The organism is Albimonas sp. (assembly GCF_055129145.1).
In genome coordinates, this window is sequence record NZ_JBSRTQ010000003.1 from 56,293 (window position 1) to 73,301 (window position 17,009).

Annotated in this window: 14 protein-coding genes; 6 read left to right on the forward strand and 8 right to left on the reverse strand. The window is 71.5% G+C overall.

Annotation, left to right across the window (positions count from 1 at the left end; genetic code table 11):
* Positions 1-57: 57 nt before the first annotated feature.
* Genes bchM through bchF form a run of 6 tightly spaced genes read right to left on the reverse strand, consistent with a single transcriptional unit; the run spans position 58 to position 8,591 of the window.
* Positions 58-750, reverse strand: a complete 693-nt coding sequence (bchM, locus tag ACTB72_RS01225) for a magnesium protoporphyrin IX methyltransferase (RefSeq protein ID WP_463035150.1) — start codon at positions 748-750, stop codon at positions 58-60.
* Entirely contained in the window at positions 750-1,643 is an 894-nt protein-coding gene (gene bchL, locus ACTB72_RS01230; protein ID WP_463035151.1) for a ferredoxin:protochlorophyllide reductase (ATP-dependent) iron-sulfur ATP-binding protein, read from the reverse strand. Before bchL ends, bchM begins: the two co-directional genes overlap by 1 nt.
* Positions 1,644-1,653: 10 nt before the next feature.
* Entirely contained in the window at positions 1,654-5,280 is a 3,627-nt protein-coding gene (locus ACTB72_RS01235; protein ID WP_463035152.1) for a magnesium chelatase subunit H, read from the reverse strand.
* Positions 5,252-6,802: a ferredoxin:protochlorophyllide reductase (ATP-dependent) subunit B gene (gene bchB, locus ACTB72_RS01240; protein ID WP_463035153.1), complete on the reverse strand. Its 1,551-nt coding sequence runs from the start codon at positions 6,800-6,802 to the stop codon at positions 5,252-5,254. The genes ACTB72_RS01235 and bchB overlap by 29 nt, the downstream gene beginning before the upstream one ends.
* Positions 6,799-8,079: a ferredoxin:protochlorophyllide reductase (ATP-dependent) subunit N gene (locus ACTB72_RS01245; RefSeq protein ID WP_463035154.1), complete on the reverse strand. Its 1,281-nt coding sequence runs from the start codon at positions 8,077-8,079 to the stop codon at positions 6,799-6,801. The genes bchB and ACTB72_RS01245 overlap by 4 nt, the downstream gene beginning before the upstream one ends.
* Positions 8,076-8,591, reverse strand: coding sequence for a 2-vinyl bacteriochlorophyllide hydratase (gene bchF / locus ACTB72_RS01250; protein WP_463035155.1), 516 nt, complete (start codon positions 8,589-8,591; stop codon positions 8,076-8,078). The genes ACTB72_RS01245 and bchF overlap by 4 nt, the downstream gene beginning before the upstream one ends.
* Before the next feature lie 208 nt (positions 8,592-8,799).
* Here bchF and ACTB72_RS01255 point away from each other — a divergent pair, with 208 nt between their 5' ends.
* The 6 genes from ACTB72_RS01255 to idi all read left to right on the forward strand — a co-directional run bounded on the left by ACTB72_RS01255 (position 8,800) and on the right by idi (position 15,369).
* Positions 8,800-9,822 carry a cobalamin B12-binding domain-containing protein gene (locus tag ACTB72_RS01255; protein WP_463035156.1) on the forward strand — a complete coding sequence of 341 codons (1,023 nt, stop codon included), beginning with the start codon at positions 8,800-8,802 and terminating at the stop codon, positions 9,820-9,822.
* A 49-nt stretch (positions 9,823-9,871) separates the two neighbouring features.
* Entirely contained in the window at positions 9,872-11,284 is a 1,413-nt protein-coding gene (gene ppsR / locus ACTB72_RS01260) for a transcriptional regulator PpsR (protein ID WP_463035157.1), read from the forward strand.
* 88 nt (positions 11,285-11,372) lie between these two features.
* Entirely contained in the window at positions 11,373-12,275 is a 903-nt protein-coding gene (chlG, locus tag ACTB72_RS01265) for a chlorophyll synthase ChlG (protein WP_463035158.1), read from the forward strand.
* A gap of 27 nt (positions 12,276-12,302) precedes the next feature.
* Positions 12,303-13,598, forward strand: coding sequence for a BCD family MFS transporter (locus ACTB72_RS01270; protein ID WP_463035159.1), 1,296 nt, complete (start codon positions 12,303-12,305; stop codon positions 13,596-13,598).
* A 2-nt stretch (positions 13,599-13,600) separates the two neighbouring features.
* The gene (locus ACTB72_RS01275) at positions 13,601-14,818 is read left to right on the forward strand and encodes a geranylgeranyl diphosphate reductase (RefSeq protein WP_463035160.1); all 1,218 of its coding nucleotides are present in this window, start codon (positions 13,601-13,603) and stop codon (positions 14,816-14,818) included.
* The gene (gene idi / locus ACTB72_RS01280; RefSeq protein WP_463035161.1) at positions 14,815-15,369 is read left to right on the forward strand and encodes an isopentenyl-diphosphate Delta-isomerase; all 555 of its coding nucleotides are present in this window, start codon (positions 14,815-14,817) and stop codon (positions 15,367-15,369) included. The genes ACTB72_RS01275 and idi overlap by 4 nt, the downstream gene beginning before the upstream one ends.
* Here the strand turns inward: idi and bchO are convergent.
* Positions 15,353-16,240: an alpha/beta fold hydrolase BchO gene (gene bchO, locus ACTB72_RS01285; RefSeq protein WP_463035162.1), complete on the reverse strand. Its 888-nt coding sequence runs from the start codon at positions 16,238-16,240 to the stop codon at positions 15,353-15,355. The genes idi and bchO overlap by 17 nt on opposite strands.
* Before the next feature lie 7 nt (positions 16,241-16,247).
* Positions 16,248-17,009 (reverse strand): VWA domain-containing protein (locus tag ACTB72_RS01290; protein WP_463035163.1); only part of this gene is annotated, 762 nt, incomplete at its 5' end.

Consider the following 17,009-nt stretch of genomic DNA (forward strand, 5'->3'; position numbering starts at 1 on the left):
GGTGCGGCTCGGCCGCCCCCTCCGACTTGATCCCGATCTTCGCCAGCAGCCGCCTGATCACCGCGAAAGCTCCATCGTCTGGGAGATGTAGAAGCCGGTCGAAACCCGCGTTCCGACGGAGAGCCGCCAGCCGGAAAGCTCCGGCCGGGCGGCGATGGCGCGGGCGAGCGCGCGGTTGCTGACCGGCACGATGGCCGGGGCCCGGTCGCCGCGCGGGAAGGCTTTGCCGGCGGCGTGCATGACGCGCAGCATCGGGGTGCGCGGGGCGACGGTGAAGAGGATCGAGCGGCTGACCCGCGGGGCCAGCGCCGCCAGCGCGTCGGCGATGTCGGCGACGCGGTAGTGGATGAGGCTGTCCATCGCGACCACATGATCGAACCGGCCATGGGCCGGGTCGCGCATGTCGCCGGCGATGAAGCTGGCGCGGCTCGCGCCCGCCTCCGCCGCATGGCTGCGCGCGATGCCTAGGAGGTTGTCGGAGATGTCGACGCCCAGCACCTCGGCGCCGCGCGCCTCGGCGGCGACCGCGAGCTGCCCGACGCCGCAGCCCGCGTCGAGCACGCGGGCCCCTGTCAGGTCGGCGGGAAGGCCGGCCAGCAGGGCCGCCCGCGTCCGCTCCCGACCCGCGCGCACCGTGGCGCGGATCCGGCTGACGGGGGCGTCCGAGGTCAGGCGGGCCCAGTTCTCGAACGCGGTCCGGTCGAAATAGGCCGCGAGCCGGTCGCGGGTGACGGTCCAGGCGGCGTCCATCAATCGAATCCCAGCAATTCGAAGATCTCGCGGTCTTCCAGGGGCTTGGGCGCCAGCGGATCGGTGCCGGCCCAGAGCGACTGCGCGAGGCGGATGTATTCGGCCTGCACCAGCGCCACGTCGTCGCCTTCCATCTCGAAGAGCGTGCACTTCTTGAGGCGAGAGCGCCGGATGGCGTCCAGATCCGGGAAATGCGCCAGCCGCTTGAAGCCGACGGTGCGGCAGTAGCGGTCGACCTCGTCGGTGTCCTTGGAGCGGTTGGCGATGCAGCCCGCGAGGCGCACCGGATAGTTCTTCGACTTCGCCTCCACCGCCGCGAGGATGCGGTTCATCGCGTAGATCGAGTCGAAATCATTCGCCGTCACCACCACCGCCCGGTCGGCATGCATCAGGGGGGCCGCGAAGCCGCCGCAGACCACGTCGCCCAGCACGTCGAAGATCACCACGTCGGTCTCTTCGAGCAGGTGGTGCTGCTTGAGCAGCTTGACCGTCTGGCCGACCACGTAGCCGCCGCAGCCGGTGCCCGCGGGCGGGCCGCCGGCCTCCACGCACATCACGCCGTTGTAGCCGACATGCACGAAATCCTCGGGGCGCAGCTCCTCCGCGTGGAAGTCCACCGCCTTGAGGGTGTCGATGACGGTCGGCACCAGGCTTTTCGTGAGGGTGAAGGTCGAGTCGTGCTTGGGATCGCAGCCGATCTGCAGCACGCGCTTGCCCAGTTTGGAGAACGCCGCCGAGAGGTTCGACGACGTGGTCGATTTGCCGATGCCGCCCTTGCCGTAGACGGCGAACACCTTCGCCCCCTCGATCTTGAGATTGCTGTCGGGATGCACCTGGACGGAGCCTTCTCCATCTCCGCGCAGGATCGGTGGGTTGCGGTCGAGCGGGCTCATCGCATTCTCCTCATTCAGCCGCGACGCCGATGCCCTCGAGCCGGTCTTCCAGCTCCTCCGCGCCATGGCGCAGGGCTTCGAGCGTCTCAGGATCGGGGTTCCAGTAGGCGCGCTCCTGGGCTTCCAGCAGTCGGCTGGACAGGCGCGCGGCGGCGGTGGGGTTCAGCTCGGCGAGGCGACGGCGCATCTCTTCGTCGAGCACGAAGGTCTCGGTCAGGCGCTGGTAGATCCAGGGGTCGACCTGGCCGGTGGTGGCCGACCAGCCCAGCGTGTTGGTGACCTGCGCCTCGATCTGGCGTACGCCTTCATGGCCGTGCTTGAGCAGGGGTTCGTACCAGCGCGGGTTCAGCGCGCGGGTGCGGGTTTCGAGCGCCACCTGTTCGGAGAGCGAGCGGACCTTGCCGCCGCCGGTGGTGCTGTCGCCGATATAGACCGGGGTCTCCTGACCGCCCCGGGCGCGGCGGACCGCGCGGCCGACGCCGCCGAGCGTGTCGAAATAGTGGTCGACGGTGGTGACGCCGAGCTCGACGCTTTCGAGGTTCTGATAGGCGAGATCGACATCGGCGAGCGCGACCTGCAGGAGGCCGGGCTGCGGGGCGGCGCGCCCGTCCCGCCCGTAGGCGAAGGACTTGCGGGCCTGATAGGCGTCGGCGAGTTCATCCTCGTCGTCCCAGCCGCCGTTCTCGATCAGGAAGTTGACGTTGGCGCCGTAGGCGCCCTCGGCGTTGGAGAAGACGCGCAGGGCGGCGGTTTCCAGGTCGCAGCCCATCTTCGCGGCGTAGGCCATCGCATGGGCGCGGATGGCGTTCATCTCCGCCGGTTCGTCGGCGGAGGCGGCGAGCCAGGCGGCCTCGGCCAGCATCCGGGTCTGGATCGGCAGCAGGTCGCGGAACACGCCCGAGAGGGTCATCAGCACGTCGATGCGCGGGCGGCCCAGTTCCTCCAGCGGGATCAGGCGGGCGCCGCAATGGCGGCCGTAGCTGTCGGTGCGGGGCGCGCAGCCCATCAGGGCCAGCGCCTGGCCGATGGGCCCGCCGTCGGACTTGATGTTGTCCGACCCCCAGAGCACCAGCGCGATGGACCTGGGGGCCGCGCCATGATCCTCGACATGGCGCGCGATCAGCCGGTCGGCCTGCTTGGCCCCTTCGCGCAGCGCGAAGGTGGTGGGCATGCGGAACGGGTCGAAGGCGTGCATGTTGCGGCCCGTCGGCAGAACCGCCGGGCTGCGCAGCAGATCGCCGCCGGGGGCGGGGCGGATGTAGCGGCCGCCGAGCGCGCGCAGCAGGGCGGGGGTCTCGTGATCCTCGGCCATCAGGCGGTCCGCTTCGGCCAGCAGGGCCGCGTCGTAGGTTCCGGCCTCCTTCGCCGCCTCGGCCATCGCCTCGAGCAGCCCGGCGCGGGCGGCCGCGTCGGGCGGGCGGCCGACGATGTGCAGTCCGTCGGTGATCAGCGTGCCTTCGAGCTCCATCAGGTTGCGCCACAGACCGGCGGCATCCGCTTCGGGTGCGGTCCATTCGGGGGCTTCGGCGCAGAGATCGAGCGCGGCGGCCTGGGTCTGGAGCAGGCGCGCCAGCTCGCCCCGGTCGGGATCGTCGGCGGCGCCCTCGCGCCAGCGCTCCAGCGTCGCCTTCAGCTCGACCAGACCCTTGTAGAGTCCGGCACGGCCCAGCGGCGGGGTCATGTGAGTGACCAGCGTGGCGGCGGAGCGGCGCTTGGCGAGCGTGCCCTCGGAGGGGTTGTTGGAGGCGTAGAGGTAGATGTTCGGAAGATCGCCGATCAGCCGGTCGGGCCAGCAATCGGGGCCGAGGCCGCACTGCTTGCCGGGCATGAATTCCAGCGCGCCGTGCATGCCGAAATGCAGCGCCACGTCGGCGCCGAAATCGTCGCGGATCCAGCGGTAGAAGGCGGCGAAGGCGTGGGTGGGCGCAAAGCCTTTCTCGAAGAGCAGCCGCATCGGGTCGCCCTCGTAGCCCAGCGTCGGCTGGATGCAGACCGCGACGTCGCCGAAGCGCGCGCCCAGCACGAAGACGCCCGAGCCGTCGGACTGGATGCGGCCGGGGGCAGGGCCCCACGCGGCCTCGATCTCGCGCAGGTGCGGTTCGCGCGCCACCAGGTCGTCGGCGGTCAGGCGGGCGAGGATCGAGGCGGGCTGGCCGTAGGCGGCCCCCCCGTTCAGCACCGCGGCGCGGAGCGTATCCACATCCTCGGGCGGCTCGATGTTCCAGCCCTCGGCCTTCATCGCGTGCATGACGTTGAACAGGCTCTCGAACACCGAGAGATAGGCCGCCGTCCCCACCGCGCCGGCATTGGGCGGGAAGCCGTAGAGCACGATGGCGGCCTTGCGCGCGGCGGGCTTGGAGCGGCGCAGCAGCGCGAGCTTCGCCACCCGGTCGGCCAGGCGGTTCACCCGCTCGGGCGCGGCCCGCATCGCGTTCTCGCCGATCGGGTCGAGGCCGCCGGCGGCGGTGTCGAGCCCGCGGCCGCCATAGACCATCGGCCCGGTGGCGCCGTCGAGCTCGGGCAGGGCCACGAGGATCGTCGCCTCGACCGGACCGAGGCCGGGACCCTTCGCCCAGGCGTCCAGCGTCTGGAATTCCACCGCATGGGCGGCGACATAGGGGACATCCAGCCGTGCCAGCGTCGCTTCCGCCGCCGCGCCGTCGTTGTAGGCGGGCCCGCCGACCAGCGAAAACCCGGTGAGCGACAGGAAGGCGTCGATCTTCGCGCCGCCGGGGCCCTGGAAATAGGTCTCGATCGCCGAACGCCCGTCGAGGCCGGAGGCGAAGGCCGGGATCACCCGCAGCCCGCGGGCCTCCAGCGCGCCGATCACGGCGTCATAGTGCGCGGTGTCGCCGGCCAGCACATAGGCGCGCATCACCAGCACGCCGACCGTGGCGATGGGCTGGTCGGGGCGCGGCAGGTCGTCGACATTCTCGGACACGCGCCCGTTCATGCGCGGGTGGTAGAGGCCGGTTTCGGGGTAGATCACCGGATCGGCCGAGGGCAGGGCCGCGGCCGCGGCGGCGCGGGGGCCGGCGGCATAGCGCGACGCGATGTAGCCGACCATGGCCGTCACGTTCTCGTCCGACCCGGCCAGCCAATATTGCATGGACAGGAAATAGGCGCGCAGATCCTGGGCCTTGCCGGGCACGTATTTAAGCAGGCGCGGCAGGCGGCGCAGCATCTCCATCTGGGCGGCGCCGCTCTGCGGCTTGCCGGTCGAGGAGCCGCGCAGGCGCTTGAGCATCTTCACCACGCCGGTGGCGGGCTTCGACATGTCGAGCCGGCCCATGCGGGTCAGCTTCACGATCTCGCCCGCCGACAGCAGGCAGATCATCGCGTCGCAATGATCGCGGCGGGCTTCGAGCGCGGGCAGGATCGCCTGCACATGCTCGTCGATGAACAGCATGTTGGCGACGACGATGTCGGCTTTCGCCACCGCCGCCTTGGCGGCGATCAGGGTCTCGGGCCGTTCGCCCCATTCGGCGGCCGCATGGACGGAGAGCTGCAGGCCCGGAACCGTGCGCCGCAGCTTGGCCGAGGCGCGGGCGGCGGGGCCGGCGACATGTCGGTCCATGGTGACGATGGCGATGCGGATCGCCGGGGCTTCATCTGGCATGATGGGCTTTCGCCTCATAAAGCGTCTCGACGCTGATGGCGGAGATGCCGCGTTCGGCCGCGAAGGCCTCGGTGTTGCGGCGGGCCTTGGCGCGGACGAAGAAGGGGATCTTGCGCAATTCGCGCTCCGCCGCCTCCGTCCAGCCGGTGGCCGCGTCCGCCGCCACGGCGGACGCTGCGGGCGCGGCAACCGCCCCGGGAGCGGGGGCCGTGATCGGACCGGCCGCCCCTGCATGCGCCGCCAGGTGCGAAGGCCCGGCGGCGTCGTTGAATTCGAAATCGTCGCGGAACATGGTGAGCAGATGCTCCTCCAGCCCCATGACCAGCGGGTGGATCCAGGTGTCGAAGAGCACGTTGGCGCCCTCGAACCCCATCTGCGGCGAGAACCGCGCGGGGTGGTCCTGGACGTGGAAGGGCGAGGAGATCACGGCGCAGGGGATGCCGAGGCGCTTCGCGACATGCCGCTCCATCTGCCCGCCGAGGATCAGCTCGGGCCCGGCGGCGGCGATGGCGGCTTCGACCTCGAGGTAATCGTCGGAGATCGTGGCCTCGAGCCCGTGGACCTTGGCGCAGGCCCGCACGCCGCGGGCCATCTCGCGGTTCCAGCAGCCGAGGCCGACGAGCGTGAACCCCATCTCGTTCACCGCGACCCGGGCGGCGGAGACGACGCGCGCCCCCTCCCCGAAGATGAAGACCCGCTTGCCGGTCAGGTAGGTGCTGTCGACGGAGGCCGCCCACCAGGGCTGACGCAGGCCGTCCTCGGACCATTCGGCGGGGATCCCGGCCAGGTCGGCGGCCTCGGACAGGAAATCGCGGGTGGCGCCGGCGCCGTAGGGCGGCGTCGCGGTCATCTTCTGGCCGTGCTCCCGCTCCAGCCACCGGCAGGCGGTTTCGGCGATCTCGGGATAGAGCGGGACGTTGAACCAGGCGGCGCCCAGCCGGGCGAGGTCGGCCGGCGTCGCATCCAGCGGGGCGATCACGTTCACCGCGATGCCCATGCCCTCCAGCATCCGCTTCACTTCCACGATGTCGTCGCGGTGGCGGAAGCCCAGCGCGGTGGCGCCGAGGATGTTGCAGCTGGGCTTTTCGGTGCGCGCGCAGGGGACGGCGAGGCGGCGGACCAGCTGATAAAAGGTCTCCGATGCGCCCCAGGTCTCCTTGCGCTGATAGGAGGGGAGTTCGAGCGGCACCACCGGGATCGGCAGGTTCAGCGCCTCGGCGAGGCCGCCCGGGTCGTCCTGGATCAGTTCGGCGGTGCAGGAGGCGCCGACGATCATCGCCTCGGGCTTGAAGCGTTCGTAGGCCGCGAGGCAGGCGTCCTTGAACAGCGTGGCGGTGTCGGAGCCCAGATCCTGCGCCTGAAACGTGGTGTAGGTCACCGGGGGGCGGGCGTTGCGACGCTCGATCATGGTGAAGAGCAGGTCGGCGTAGGTGTCGCCCTGGGGCGCGTGCAGCACGTAGTGCAGGCCCTTCATCGAAGTGGCGATGCGCATCGCGCCGACATGCGGCGGGCCCTCGTAGGTCCAGACCGAAAGCTTCATGACCGGCCCCCCAGGATCGCGCGGCGGCGCAGGGGGCGGGCGAAGAGTTCCGCCAGATCGCCGGCCTGCTCGTAGAGATGGACGGGGGTGAACACGAGCTCGATCGCCCATTTGGTGGTCAGGCCCTCCGCCTCCAGCGGATTGGCGAGGCCGAGGCCGCAGACCGTGAGATCCGGACGGGCTTCGCGCACCCGGTCGAGCATCAGGTCCACGTCCTGGCCTTCGGCGATGGTCGGGCCGGCCGGCAGCAGCGCCAGATCGGGGGCCATCAGCGTGGCGTGGATGAAGGGGGCCGCGACCTCGAGCGGGACCATGCCGCATTCGCGGGCGAGGAAGCGGGCGAGCGGGATTTCCAGCTGGCTGTCGGGGAACAGGAACAGGCTCTTGCCCCGCAGGGTTTCGGCAACGCGGGCGACGGCGGCGCGGGCGCGGGCCCGGGGCGCGTCGGTGGCGGCGGCGAAGCAGGCGGCGGGGATGTTCAGCGCCTCGGCCGCGGCTTGAAGCCAGGCGGTCGTGCCCTCCTCGCCGAAGGGGAAGGGCGCGCGCAGCACGGTGGCGCCGCGCGCTTCCAGCGCCGCGGCGGTGTCGCCGAGGAAGGGCTGCGCCAGCAGAACCAGGGTGTTCGGCCCGATCCCGGGCGCATCGGCGGCGCGGCGCGCGGGCAGGGTGCGGACCGGGCCCGCGCCCATCGCCTCGAACAGACGCAGCGCCTGGTCCTCGACCACGTCCGGCAGGGCGCCGGCGATCAGCAGCTGGGTCTCGGCCGTATCGGGCAGGGCGGGGATCATGGCGGCGAGGCAGGCGTCCTCGCCCTGGGTGAAGGTCGTCTCGATGCCCGACCCGGAGAAGCTGAGCACCTCCACATGGGGCGCATGGGCGACGCTGAGGCGTTCGGCGGCGCGCGAGAGATCCAGCTTGATGACTTCTGAAGGGCAGGAGCCGACCAGGAACAGGCGGCGGATGTCGGGGCGGCGCGCCAGCAGGCGGGCGACTTCGCGGTCGAGCTCCTCGTTCGCGTCGGCGAGACCCGCGAGGTCCTTCTCCTCCATGATCGCGGTGCCGAAGCGGGGCTCGGCGAAGATCATCACGCCGGCGGCGGACTGGAGGAGATGGGCGCAGGTGCGGCTTCCGACCACGAGGAAGAAGCTGTCCTGCATGGCGCGGTGAAGCCAGACGATGGAGGTCAGGCCGCAGAACACCTCGCGCTGGCCGCGCTCGCGCAGCACCGGCGCGTCGGCGCAGCCGCCCTGGGGCGCGGGAACCAGAGGGCGGTTCATGCCGTCGCCCTCCCGAGGGCCGCGCCGTCGCCCTGCAGCCGGGCGGCGCGCAGCTTGAGGATGAACTGCGCGGCGTTGACCGCGTAGGCGGCGTAGGCGACCAGGGCGAGCGTGATCAGCTCCTCCGGCGTCAGCCAGCCGCCGAACAGCGCCGCGACATAGGCCGCGTGCAGCGCGATCACCACGAAGCTGACCATGTCCTCCCAGAAGAAAGCCGGGGCGAGCAGCCACTGGCCGAACACCACCTTCTCCCAGATCGAACCGGTGATCATGATCGCCGCGAGCGTGAAAGTCTTGACCACGATGGAGATCGTGGCGGCCGCGTAACCGTCGCCGGTCAGGGCCCAGCGCACCACAAGCGCCAGAGAAACCAGGAACACCGCGAACTGGGCGATGGCGAGCACGCCTTGCACTTTGGTCCAGACGGTCGAGTCGCGGCGCAGCCGCTGCTCCGGCGTATAGAGCGGCCGGGCGGCGGGAAGGGTCCATGACTGTCGGATCGAGGCGGCCACCGGGGTCTCCTTGCGAATGTCGCTGGTGGAGTCACGGTAGGAGCCTGAGCCGCAAAGTGTCAATTTCAATTTACAGTCAGGATGAAAAATTGGACACCGCGGCGTTCAGCCGGTGGCCAAGAGCCCGAACGAACCAGAAAATGAACGAACTATGAGATAAATTCCGGAGGCGGAGGCTATTTCCGCCATGGCTGGCCGTCAATAATGGTTGACAGCGACGTCACGTCTCCCAGAAGCTTTCCCTAATGCCTCGGCCCCCGGCGCAACAAGACGCGCGGCGAATCGCCGCTATAGAGGCGAGGTTCCTGGGAGGAACTCCATGGGACGAAAAATGATAGAGAGCGGGTCGCTGGACGACGAGAACGGCAGGCCCGCGCCCAATTGCATTGCCGATGACGATCTTCGCGGTTCGATCACTCAGTTCCAGGAGGAACTGGCGAAAGAGCTTGAATCGATCGGCGCCGCGCGCGCCGCCAGGGCGCTCGCGGCCACTGCGATCGCCGAGCTCGCCCGCCGCTACGCGCCGCGCCAGCCCCCCGGGCGTTCGGGTCGGATGCGCGGCGGCCACGCCAGCGACGCGCCGACCATCGAAGAGCTCTGCGCCGCCCTCATCCAGGACGATCCCTCCCAGCGCCATCATGTCCTTTCCCGTTTCCGCGCCTTCGGCATGACCGGGGAGCAGGTGTTCGACACCCTGATCCCCGCCGCCGCGCGCCGCCTGGGCGAGCTGTGGGTGGAGGATGAGGTCTGCTTCACCGACGTGGCCATCGGCGTTTCCAGGCTCGAAGAGACCGCGCGGGCCAACGAGCCTTCGGGCGACGTCAGGTTCGCCGAATCGGAGCGCCCGCCCGCGGTGCTGCTCTGGGTGCCCGAGAGCGAGGAGCACACGCTCGGCGCCTTCATCGCCGCCGACCGCTTCCGCAAGGAAGGCTACGCCGTCGAGCTCAGCCTGGGCGCGTCGGAGGACGCGATGCTCAAGGGGGCCGAAGCCCGGCCCCATGCCCTGATCGGCGTATCCTGCGGATCGCGCAAGCTTCTCGACCCTCTCGCGACCGCGGTCGACCGTCTGCGCAACGTCATCGACCCTTCCGTGCCCATCATCATAGGAGGGCCCATCGTCGAGATTGAGCCGCAAGCCGCCGAGATCATTCGGGCCGATGGCATTGCATCCGATGTGCGGTTAGCGCTGAGCCGACTTGAAAAGGCACGCGCTGCGATGCCATATCGGTAGTGTGTTGCCGAAAGGCGGAAAACCACCCTATCGAACGGAAAAAGAATTCGTGAGCATTTCTGGACCGCCGGCGCGCGACCATCGCATGCTTGCGGAGCTTCCTGCAGAGCTGATCGCTCAAGCGTTGTCGGCCTCGGGCGATCTGATTCTTCTTCTCGACGCTGGGTTGTGCGTTCGCGGGGCATCCCTCGGCGAGGACTCCCGGGCGCTGGGGCGGATCGAGCTGTCTCACTGGCGCGGGCGCCCCATCAAATCGCTCTTCGCCGTGGACAGCTGGCCCAAACTCGACAAGCTGCTGTCCGAGGCGTCCGGAGGCGGGCCGCGCCGGGCGCGCGAACTGAACCACGTCGACGACGAGCTCGAGATCCCGGTCCGCTACGTGGCCTTCGAACATGACGGGCAGTATCTGCTCGTCGGCAAGGACCTGCGGCTTCTGTCCGAGTTGCAGCGCAAGCTGGTGCGCGCGCAGCTGGCGCTGGAGCAGGACTACGAACGCTTCCGCGAATTCGAGACCCGCTACCGCGTCCTGCTGGAGACCTCGCATGAGGCCCTGGCCCTGGTCGACGCGGAGACCGGTCGGATTCGCGACGTGAACCCCGAGGCCCGGCGCCTGCTGGGCGCGTCGGAAGAGGTGCTGAAGGACGGCGCGCTGGGGGCCGAGTTCGAGGACCGCAGCCGCGACGCCTTCGCCATCGCCTCCAACCGCGCGGTGGAGACCGGGGATCCGCAGAGCATCGCGGTGCGCACGCGGCGCGGCTATCGCGCGCTGACCGCCGATCTGCAGCTGTTCCGCGCCGGCGGCGAGACGCTGATGATCTGCCGCTTCGTGCCGGAGGAGGAGCCGGGCGCGCCGTCCTTCGAATTCGGCTCGGCGCTGGCGGCGCTCTATCACAACGGCGGCGACGCCATCGTGCTGACCGACGCCGAGGGTCAGATCGAATCCGCCAACGAGGCCTTCCTCAACCTGGTCGACGTGGCCCTGCCGCGGGAGCTGCGCGGCGCCTCGCTCGCCGATTTCCTCGACCGGCCGTCCGTCGACCTGTCGGTGATGATCGGGCAGGCGACGCGCACCGGGCGCCTGTCGGGCTTCGCCACCCGCCTGCGCACCCGCTTCGGGGCGGTGGTTTCGGTCGACATCTCCACCACCCATCTGCCCGGCCGCGAGCCGCTGGCGCTGGCCTTCGTGATCCGCGACCTGTCGCGCCATGTCGGCGCGCGGGAGATCGGGTCCTCGGTCGACGGCGAGGCGATGCAGAACGTGGTGGATCTGGTCGGGTCCGCGCCGCTCAAGGAGCTGGTCGCCGCCACCGCCGACGTGGTGGAGCGGATGTGCATCGAGACCGCGGTGCAGCTGACCAACAACAACCGCGCCGCCGCCGCCGAGATGCTCGGCCTGTCGCGCCAGAGCCTCTATGTGAAGCTGCGCAAGTACAACCTGATCGGACGCAACGAGGACGGCTGAGCCGGCGCGCCGCGCGATCTGCGCCACGCCGGAGCCTTTCCGCACGATTCCGCTTGGAGGTCCAGGACTGTCATGTTTAATTGACAGCATGGACGTAGCGAAAAACATACGGTCTCGGCGGACCCCGCAACCTGCGGCGATGCTGGAGCTTCTCAAGCCGGTCACCTGGTTCCCCCCGATGTGGGCCTATCTGTGCGGCGTGCTCTCGTCGGGCGTGTCGGTGGGGGAGCGCTGGCCTGAGCTGCTGCTCGGCGCGGCGCTGGCGGGGCCGGTGGTCTGCGGCATGAGCCAGGCGGCCAACGACTGGTGCGACCGCCATGTCGATGCGATCAACGAGCCGAACCGCCCGATTCCCTCCGGCCGCGTGCCGCCGAACTGGGCGCTGGGCCAGGCCTTGGGGATGTCGGCGCTGGCGCTGGCGCTGGGCTGGCTGCTGGGGCCGTGGGGCTTCCTCGGCGTGGCGCTGGCGGTGGTCGGGGCATGGGCCTATTCGGTGGAGCCGATCCGGCTGAAGCGCTCCGGCATCTGGGGGCCGGGGCTGGTCGGGCTCTGCTATGAGGGTCTGCCCTGGTTCACCGGCGCCGCCGTGATGGCGGCCGCCGCGCCGGGCTGGCAGACCGTGGCGATCGCCGGGCTTTATGCGCTGGGCGCCCACGGCATCATGACAATCAACGACTTCAAGGCGATCGAGGGCGACAAGGCGCTCGGTATCCGTTCGCTCCCCGTCACGCTGGGGCCGGAGCGCGCGGCCCGCGTGCTCTGCATCGTGATGGCGGCGCCGCAGGTGGTGGTGGTCGCGCTGCTCGCCTCCTGGGGGATGCTGTGGTCGGCGGGGATCGTGGCGATCGCGCTCGGGGTGCAGGCCTGGGCGATGCGCCGGATGCTGGAGGACCCGCAGGGCCGCGCGCCCTGGTTCAACGGGGCCGGCGTCGGCCCCTACGTGCTTGGAATGATGGCCGCAGCCTGCGGTCTGGGCGCGGCCGCCGGCTGAGGCCGGGCCGCGGATGGGAGAGGCGCGATGACGCTGACCTGGCTCGGGATCGTCCGGCTTGGACTGGTGCAGATGGCGATCGGCTCGATCATCGTGCTGACCACGTCGACGCTCAACCGGGTGATGTCGGTGGAACTGGCGCTGCCCGCCGCCTTGCCCGGCCTTCTGGTCGGCATCCATTACGCGGTGCAGCTGAGCCGCCCGGAATGGGGCCGCCGGTCCGACGCCGGGGGCCGACGCACGATCTGGATCCTGCGCGGCATGGCGGCGCTCGCCGCCGGCGGGGTGCTGGCGGCGAGCGCCGTGGCGCTGATGGCGCAGGCGCAGGGGGCGGGGATCGCGCTGGCGATTTTCGCCTTCGCGCTGGTCGGCGGCGGGGCCGGGGCGGCGGGCACCTCGATGCTGGCCCTGCTCGCCTCCGCCACGGCGCCCGAGCGTCGGGCGGCGGCGGCCACCATCACCTGGCTGATGATGATCTTCGGCATCGCGATGACCGCGGGCCTCGTCGGCGCGGCCCTCGACCCCTATTCTCACGCCCGCATGGTGACCGTGGTCGGCGTGGCCGCGGGCTCCGCCTTCCTGCTCGCGGCGCTGGCCGTGCAGGGGATCGAGCGTCACGCGCCGGCCCCGGTCGCGGAGGAGGCCCGCCCCCCGCTCCTCACCGTGCTGCGCCAGATCTGGGCGGAGCCGCCGGCCCGCCGCTTCACCATCTTCGTCTTCGTGTCCATGGTCGCCTATTTCATGCAGGAGCTGATCCTCGAGCCCTATGCCGGCCATGTCTTCGGCTATTCGCCGGGCCGCTCGACCTCGCTCTCCGGCCTCCAGAACGGCGGGGTGTTCGCGGGGATGGTCACGGTCGGGATCATGGCGAGCGGGCTGCGGATCGGCTCGCTTCGGGTCTGGACCACGGGGGGCTGTCTCGCCTCCGCGGCGGCGCTGGGGATCGTCGCGGCGCTCGGCGCGCAAGGACCCGGGGCGCCGCTGGCGGCGGCGGTGGTCGGGCTCGGCTTCGCCAACGGGATCTTCGCGGTCGCGGCCATCGGCTCGATGATGCAGCTGATGAGCCAGGGCCGGGCCGGGCGCGACGGGGCCCGCATGGGGGTCTGGGGCGCGGCGCAGGCGGTGGCGGCGGGCATCGGCGGCTTCGCCGGCGCGGCGCTGGTCGACCTCGCGCGGCTCGGGCTGCCGGTCGCCGAGGCCTACGGGCTCGTGTTCCTCCTCGAAGCCGCGCTCTTCCTCTGCGCCGCGCGCCTCGCGCTGCGCATCGACGCCGTCCCCGCCCGCCCGCGATCGGCGCCTGTCGCCGTCGTTCCAGGAGAATGACCATGCCGCGTGATCTGAACGACGCCCCCTATGAAGCGCCCGCCTTCGACGTGGTCGTGGTCGGCGGCGGCCCCGCCGGCGCCACCGCGGCCGAGGATCTGGCCCGCGCCGGCCGCCGCGTGGCGATGCTCGACCGGGGCGGGCGCATAAAGCCCTGCGGCGGCGCGATCCCGCCCCGCCTGATCCGCGACTTCGACATCCCCGACGCGCAGATCGTGGCGCGGGTGGCGACGGCGCGGATGATCTCGCCGACCGGCGTTCAGGTCGACATCCATATCCAGGACGGCTTCGTCGGCATGGTCGACCGCGGCCCCTTCGACGATTTCCTGCGCGCGCGGGCCGTCGCGGCGGGCGCCGTGCCGCTGACCGGCGCCTACAAGTGGCTCGACCGTTCCGGCGGCGGGCTGCGGGTGGTCTATCGCGGGGCGGACGGCGAACGCTCGGTCCCCGCGAAGCTGGTGATCGGGGCCGACGGCGCGCGGTCCGACGTGGCGCGCGACGAAGTGCCCGGCGGCGACAGGATCCCTTATGTCATCGCCTATCACGAGATCATCGAGGCGCCCGCAGCCTCCGACACGCCTGGCGCCTACGATCCCGCGCGCTGCGACGTGGTCTATGACGGCCGCATCTCGCCCGACTTCTACGGCTGGGTGTTTCCGCATGGAAAACATGCCAGCGTCGGCATGGGCACCGGGGTGCGCGGCGTCGACCTCAAGGCCGCCACCGCGGCGCTGCGGGAGAACGCCGGGCTGACCGGCTGCCAGACCATCCGGCGCGAGGGCGCGCCGATCCCGCTCAAGCCCCTGCCGCGCTGGGACAACGGCCGCGATGTGGTGCTGGCCGGCGACGCCGCCGGCGTGGTCGCGCCGTCCTCGGGCGAGGGCATCTACTACGCCATGGTCGGCGGGCGCTGCGCGGCGGCGGCGGCGGAGGCGGCGCTCGCCTCCGGCCGGGCGAAGGATCTGAAGCTCGCCCGCAAGCTCTTCATGCGCGACCACTACATGGTGTTCCGCGTGCTCAGGGTGATGCAGGACACCTGGTATCGCTCGGATGACCGGCGCGAACGCTTCGTCTCGATATGCCGCGACGTCGACGTTCAGCGCCTGACCTTCGAGGCCTACATGAACAAAAAACTGGTCCGGGCCCGACCGATGGCGCATATGCGGATCATGGCCAAGAACATCGCCCATCTGACGCGCCTGATCCCGGCGGCGTCATGAGCGCCCTGCCGCTGCGCGCCGCCGCCCCGGCCGGGCCGATCGCCGCCTGGCGCGACGGGCGGCTGACCCCGGTGGACAAGCTGGAGGTCCATCGCCTCGGCCTGCGCCACCCTGCCGTCTCGGTCTTCGTCAACGATGGCGGGCGCACGCTGCTGCAGCGCCGCGCGGCCGGCAAATATCACACGCCCGGCCTCTGGGCGAACGCCTGCTGCACCCATCCCGACTGGGGCGAGACGCCCGCCGCCTGCGCGCGCCGCCGGCTGGGGGAGGAGCTGGGGGTGACCCATCTCGCGCTGTCGCCGCGCGGCCGCATCGAATACCGGGCGGAGCTGGAGAACGGCATGGTGGAGCATGAGGTCGTCGACCTTTTCGCCGCCGAGGCCGATGCCGGCGCCCTGCGGCTCGACCCAGACCCGCGCGAAGTGTGGGAGACGCGCTGGATCGCGCGCGCCGACCTGCGCGACGAGATCGCGGCGGCGCCGGAGCGGTTCACGCCCTGGCTGCGGATCTATCTGCAGGACGCCGCGGACCGGCTCATCCCGGCGGGGTGAGCGCCTCGGGTCGGACGGCGTCCTCCCATACCGCCAGCCGCGCCCGGATCGCCTCGACCAGGCGGGCGGGGGCTTCTTCGTGCATCAGATGGCCGAGATCGGGCAGCAGCTCGAACGCCGCCCCCATGCGGGCCGCGGCCTCCCGGCTGACCGCGGGCGGCACCATGCCGTCGCGACCGCCGGCCAGCAGCGCGACGGGGGAGCGGATGGTGGCGAGCCGGTCGAAAAGCGGCCCCAGATCCCAGCGTGACATCATCGCCAGCGCGCCCGCGGCGTGACCGGAATCGGAGAGAAGGCGCCGGTAAAGCGCCTCGCCCCGCGCATCGAGCCGGCTGCCGGTGGAGCCGAGCAGGGCGCGGGCGAGGCCGGGGGCGCCGGCCATGTGCGAAAACGCGGCGGGCAGGAAGGGGGCGAGCGACAGCGCCTTGGCCGCCGCCATCGCCACCCCGCCGAGCGCGCCGCGGAACGGTTTCAGCGCGGCGTTGAGCCCGATCACCGGCACCGCTCGGTCCATCGCCATGCGCAGCGCGATGGCCGCGCCCGCGGAATGGCCGATGATCGCGGTCGGCGCGAAGCCGGTGTCGTCGAGCAGGCGGGCGATGTCGTGGGCCATGGCGGGCAGGGCGCAGCGGGCGGGGTCGCCGACCGTCGAAAATCCGTGCCCGGGCAGATCCAGCGCCATCACCGCGTGGTCCGTGGCGAGCGCCGGGGCGATGTCGCGCCAGCTATGGGTCGAGGCGCCGGTCCCGTGCAGCAGCAGCAGGCCCGGACCCGCTCCGAACGTCTGGACGTGCCAAAGGTGGCCCGGGGTCCGCACGAACGCGCTCGCCTCGCGGTGCGGCCAGTCGGTCCCGTCGCGGTCCCAGCGCATCGGCCCCTCAGCCCTGCAGCCGGGCGGCGACGGCGGCCCCCACCGCGGCGGGGTCGGCGCGTGGCAGCGGCAGGCGCTGCCCGCCGAGCTGGGCGGCGAGCTCCACGGTCTGGCGGCCGGGGCGCAGGGCGGTGTCGACCACCAGCGCGGTCATGCCCTCGGCCCGGATCAGGGCGGCGATGCGGGCGCTGTCGGCCGAGGCCGCGGTCCGGTCGGCGGTCCCGTCCAGCGCGATGTTGGCCCGCCCGTCGGTCAGCACCGCGAGGCAGGGCGTCGCGCCGCGCCGCCGCGCCGCCGTCGCCAGTTCCCGCGCCATCACAAGGCCCGACGCGAGCGGCGTGCCGCCGCCGCCGGGCAGGGCGGTCAGCACTTTTCGGGCGCGGGCGAGCGCGCGGGTGGGGGGCAGGAGAAGCTGCGCATCGGTCCCCCGGAAAGCCACCAGCGCCACGAAGTCCCGCGCGGCATAGGCGCGGGCCAGAAGAAATTCGACGGCGCCCTTCGCCTCCGCCAGCCGCGCCAGCGCGGCGGAGCCGGAGGCGTCCACCAGAAAGATCACCACCCGCTCGGAACGCCCCTTTCGAACCGCCTCGCGCAGGTCGGAGGGGCGGAGTATGACGGCGCCTTCGCGCCCGCTTCCGGCCTCCGCCGCCTCGCGCCGCCGCAAGCCCTGCCAGGGCGCGCCGGCGCGAAGCGTCGCCACCAGGTCGAGCCGTACGCCGGATTTCGCCTGAGCCGGGCGGACCCCGGCGCGGCGCCCGCGCGGCGCGCC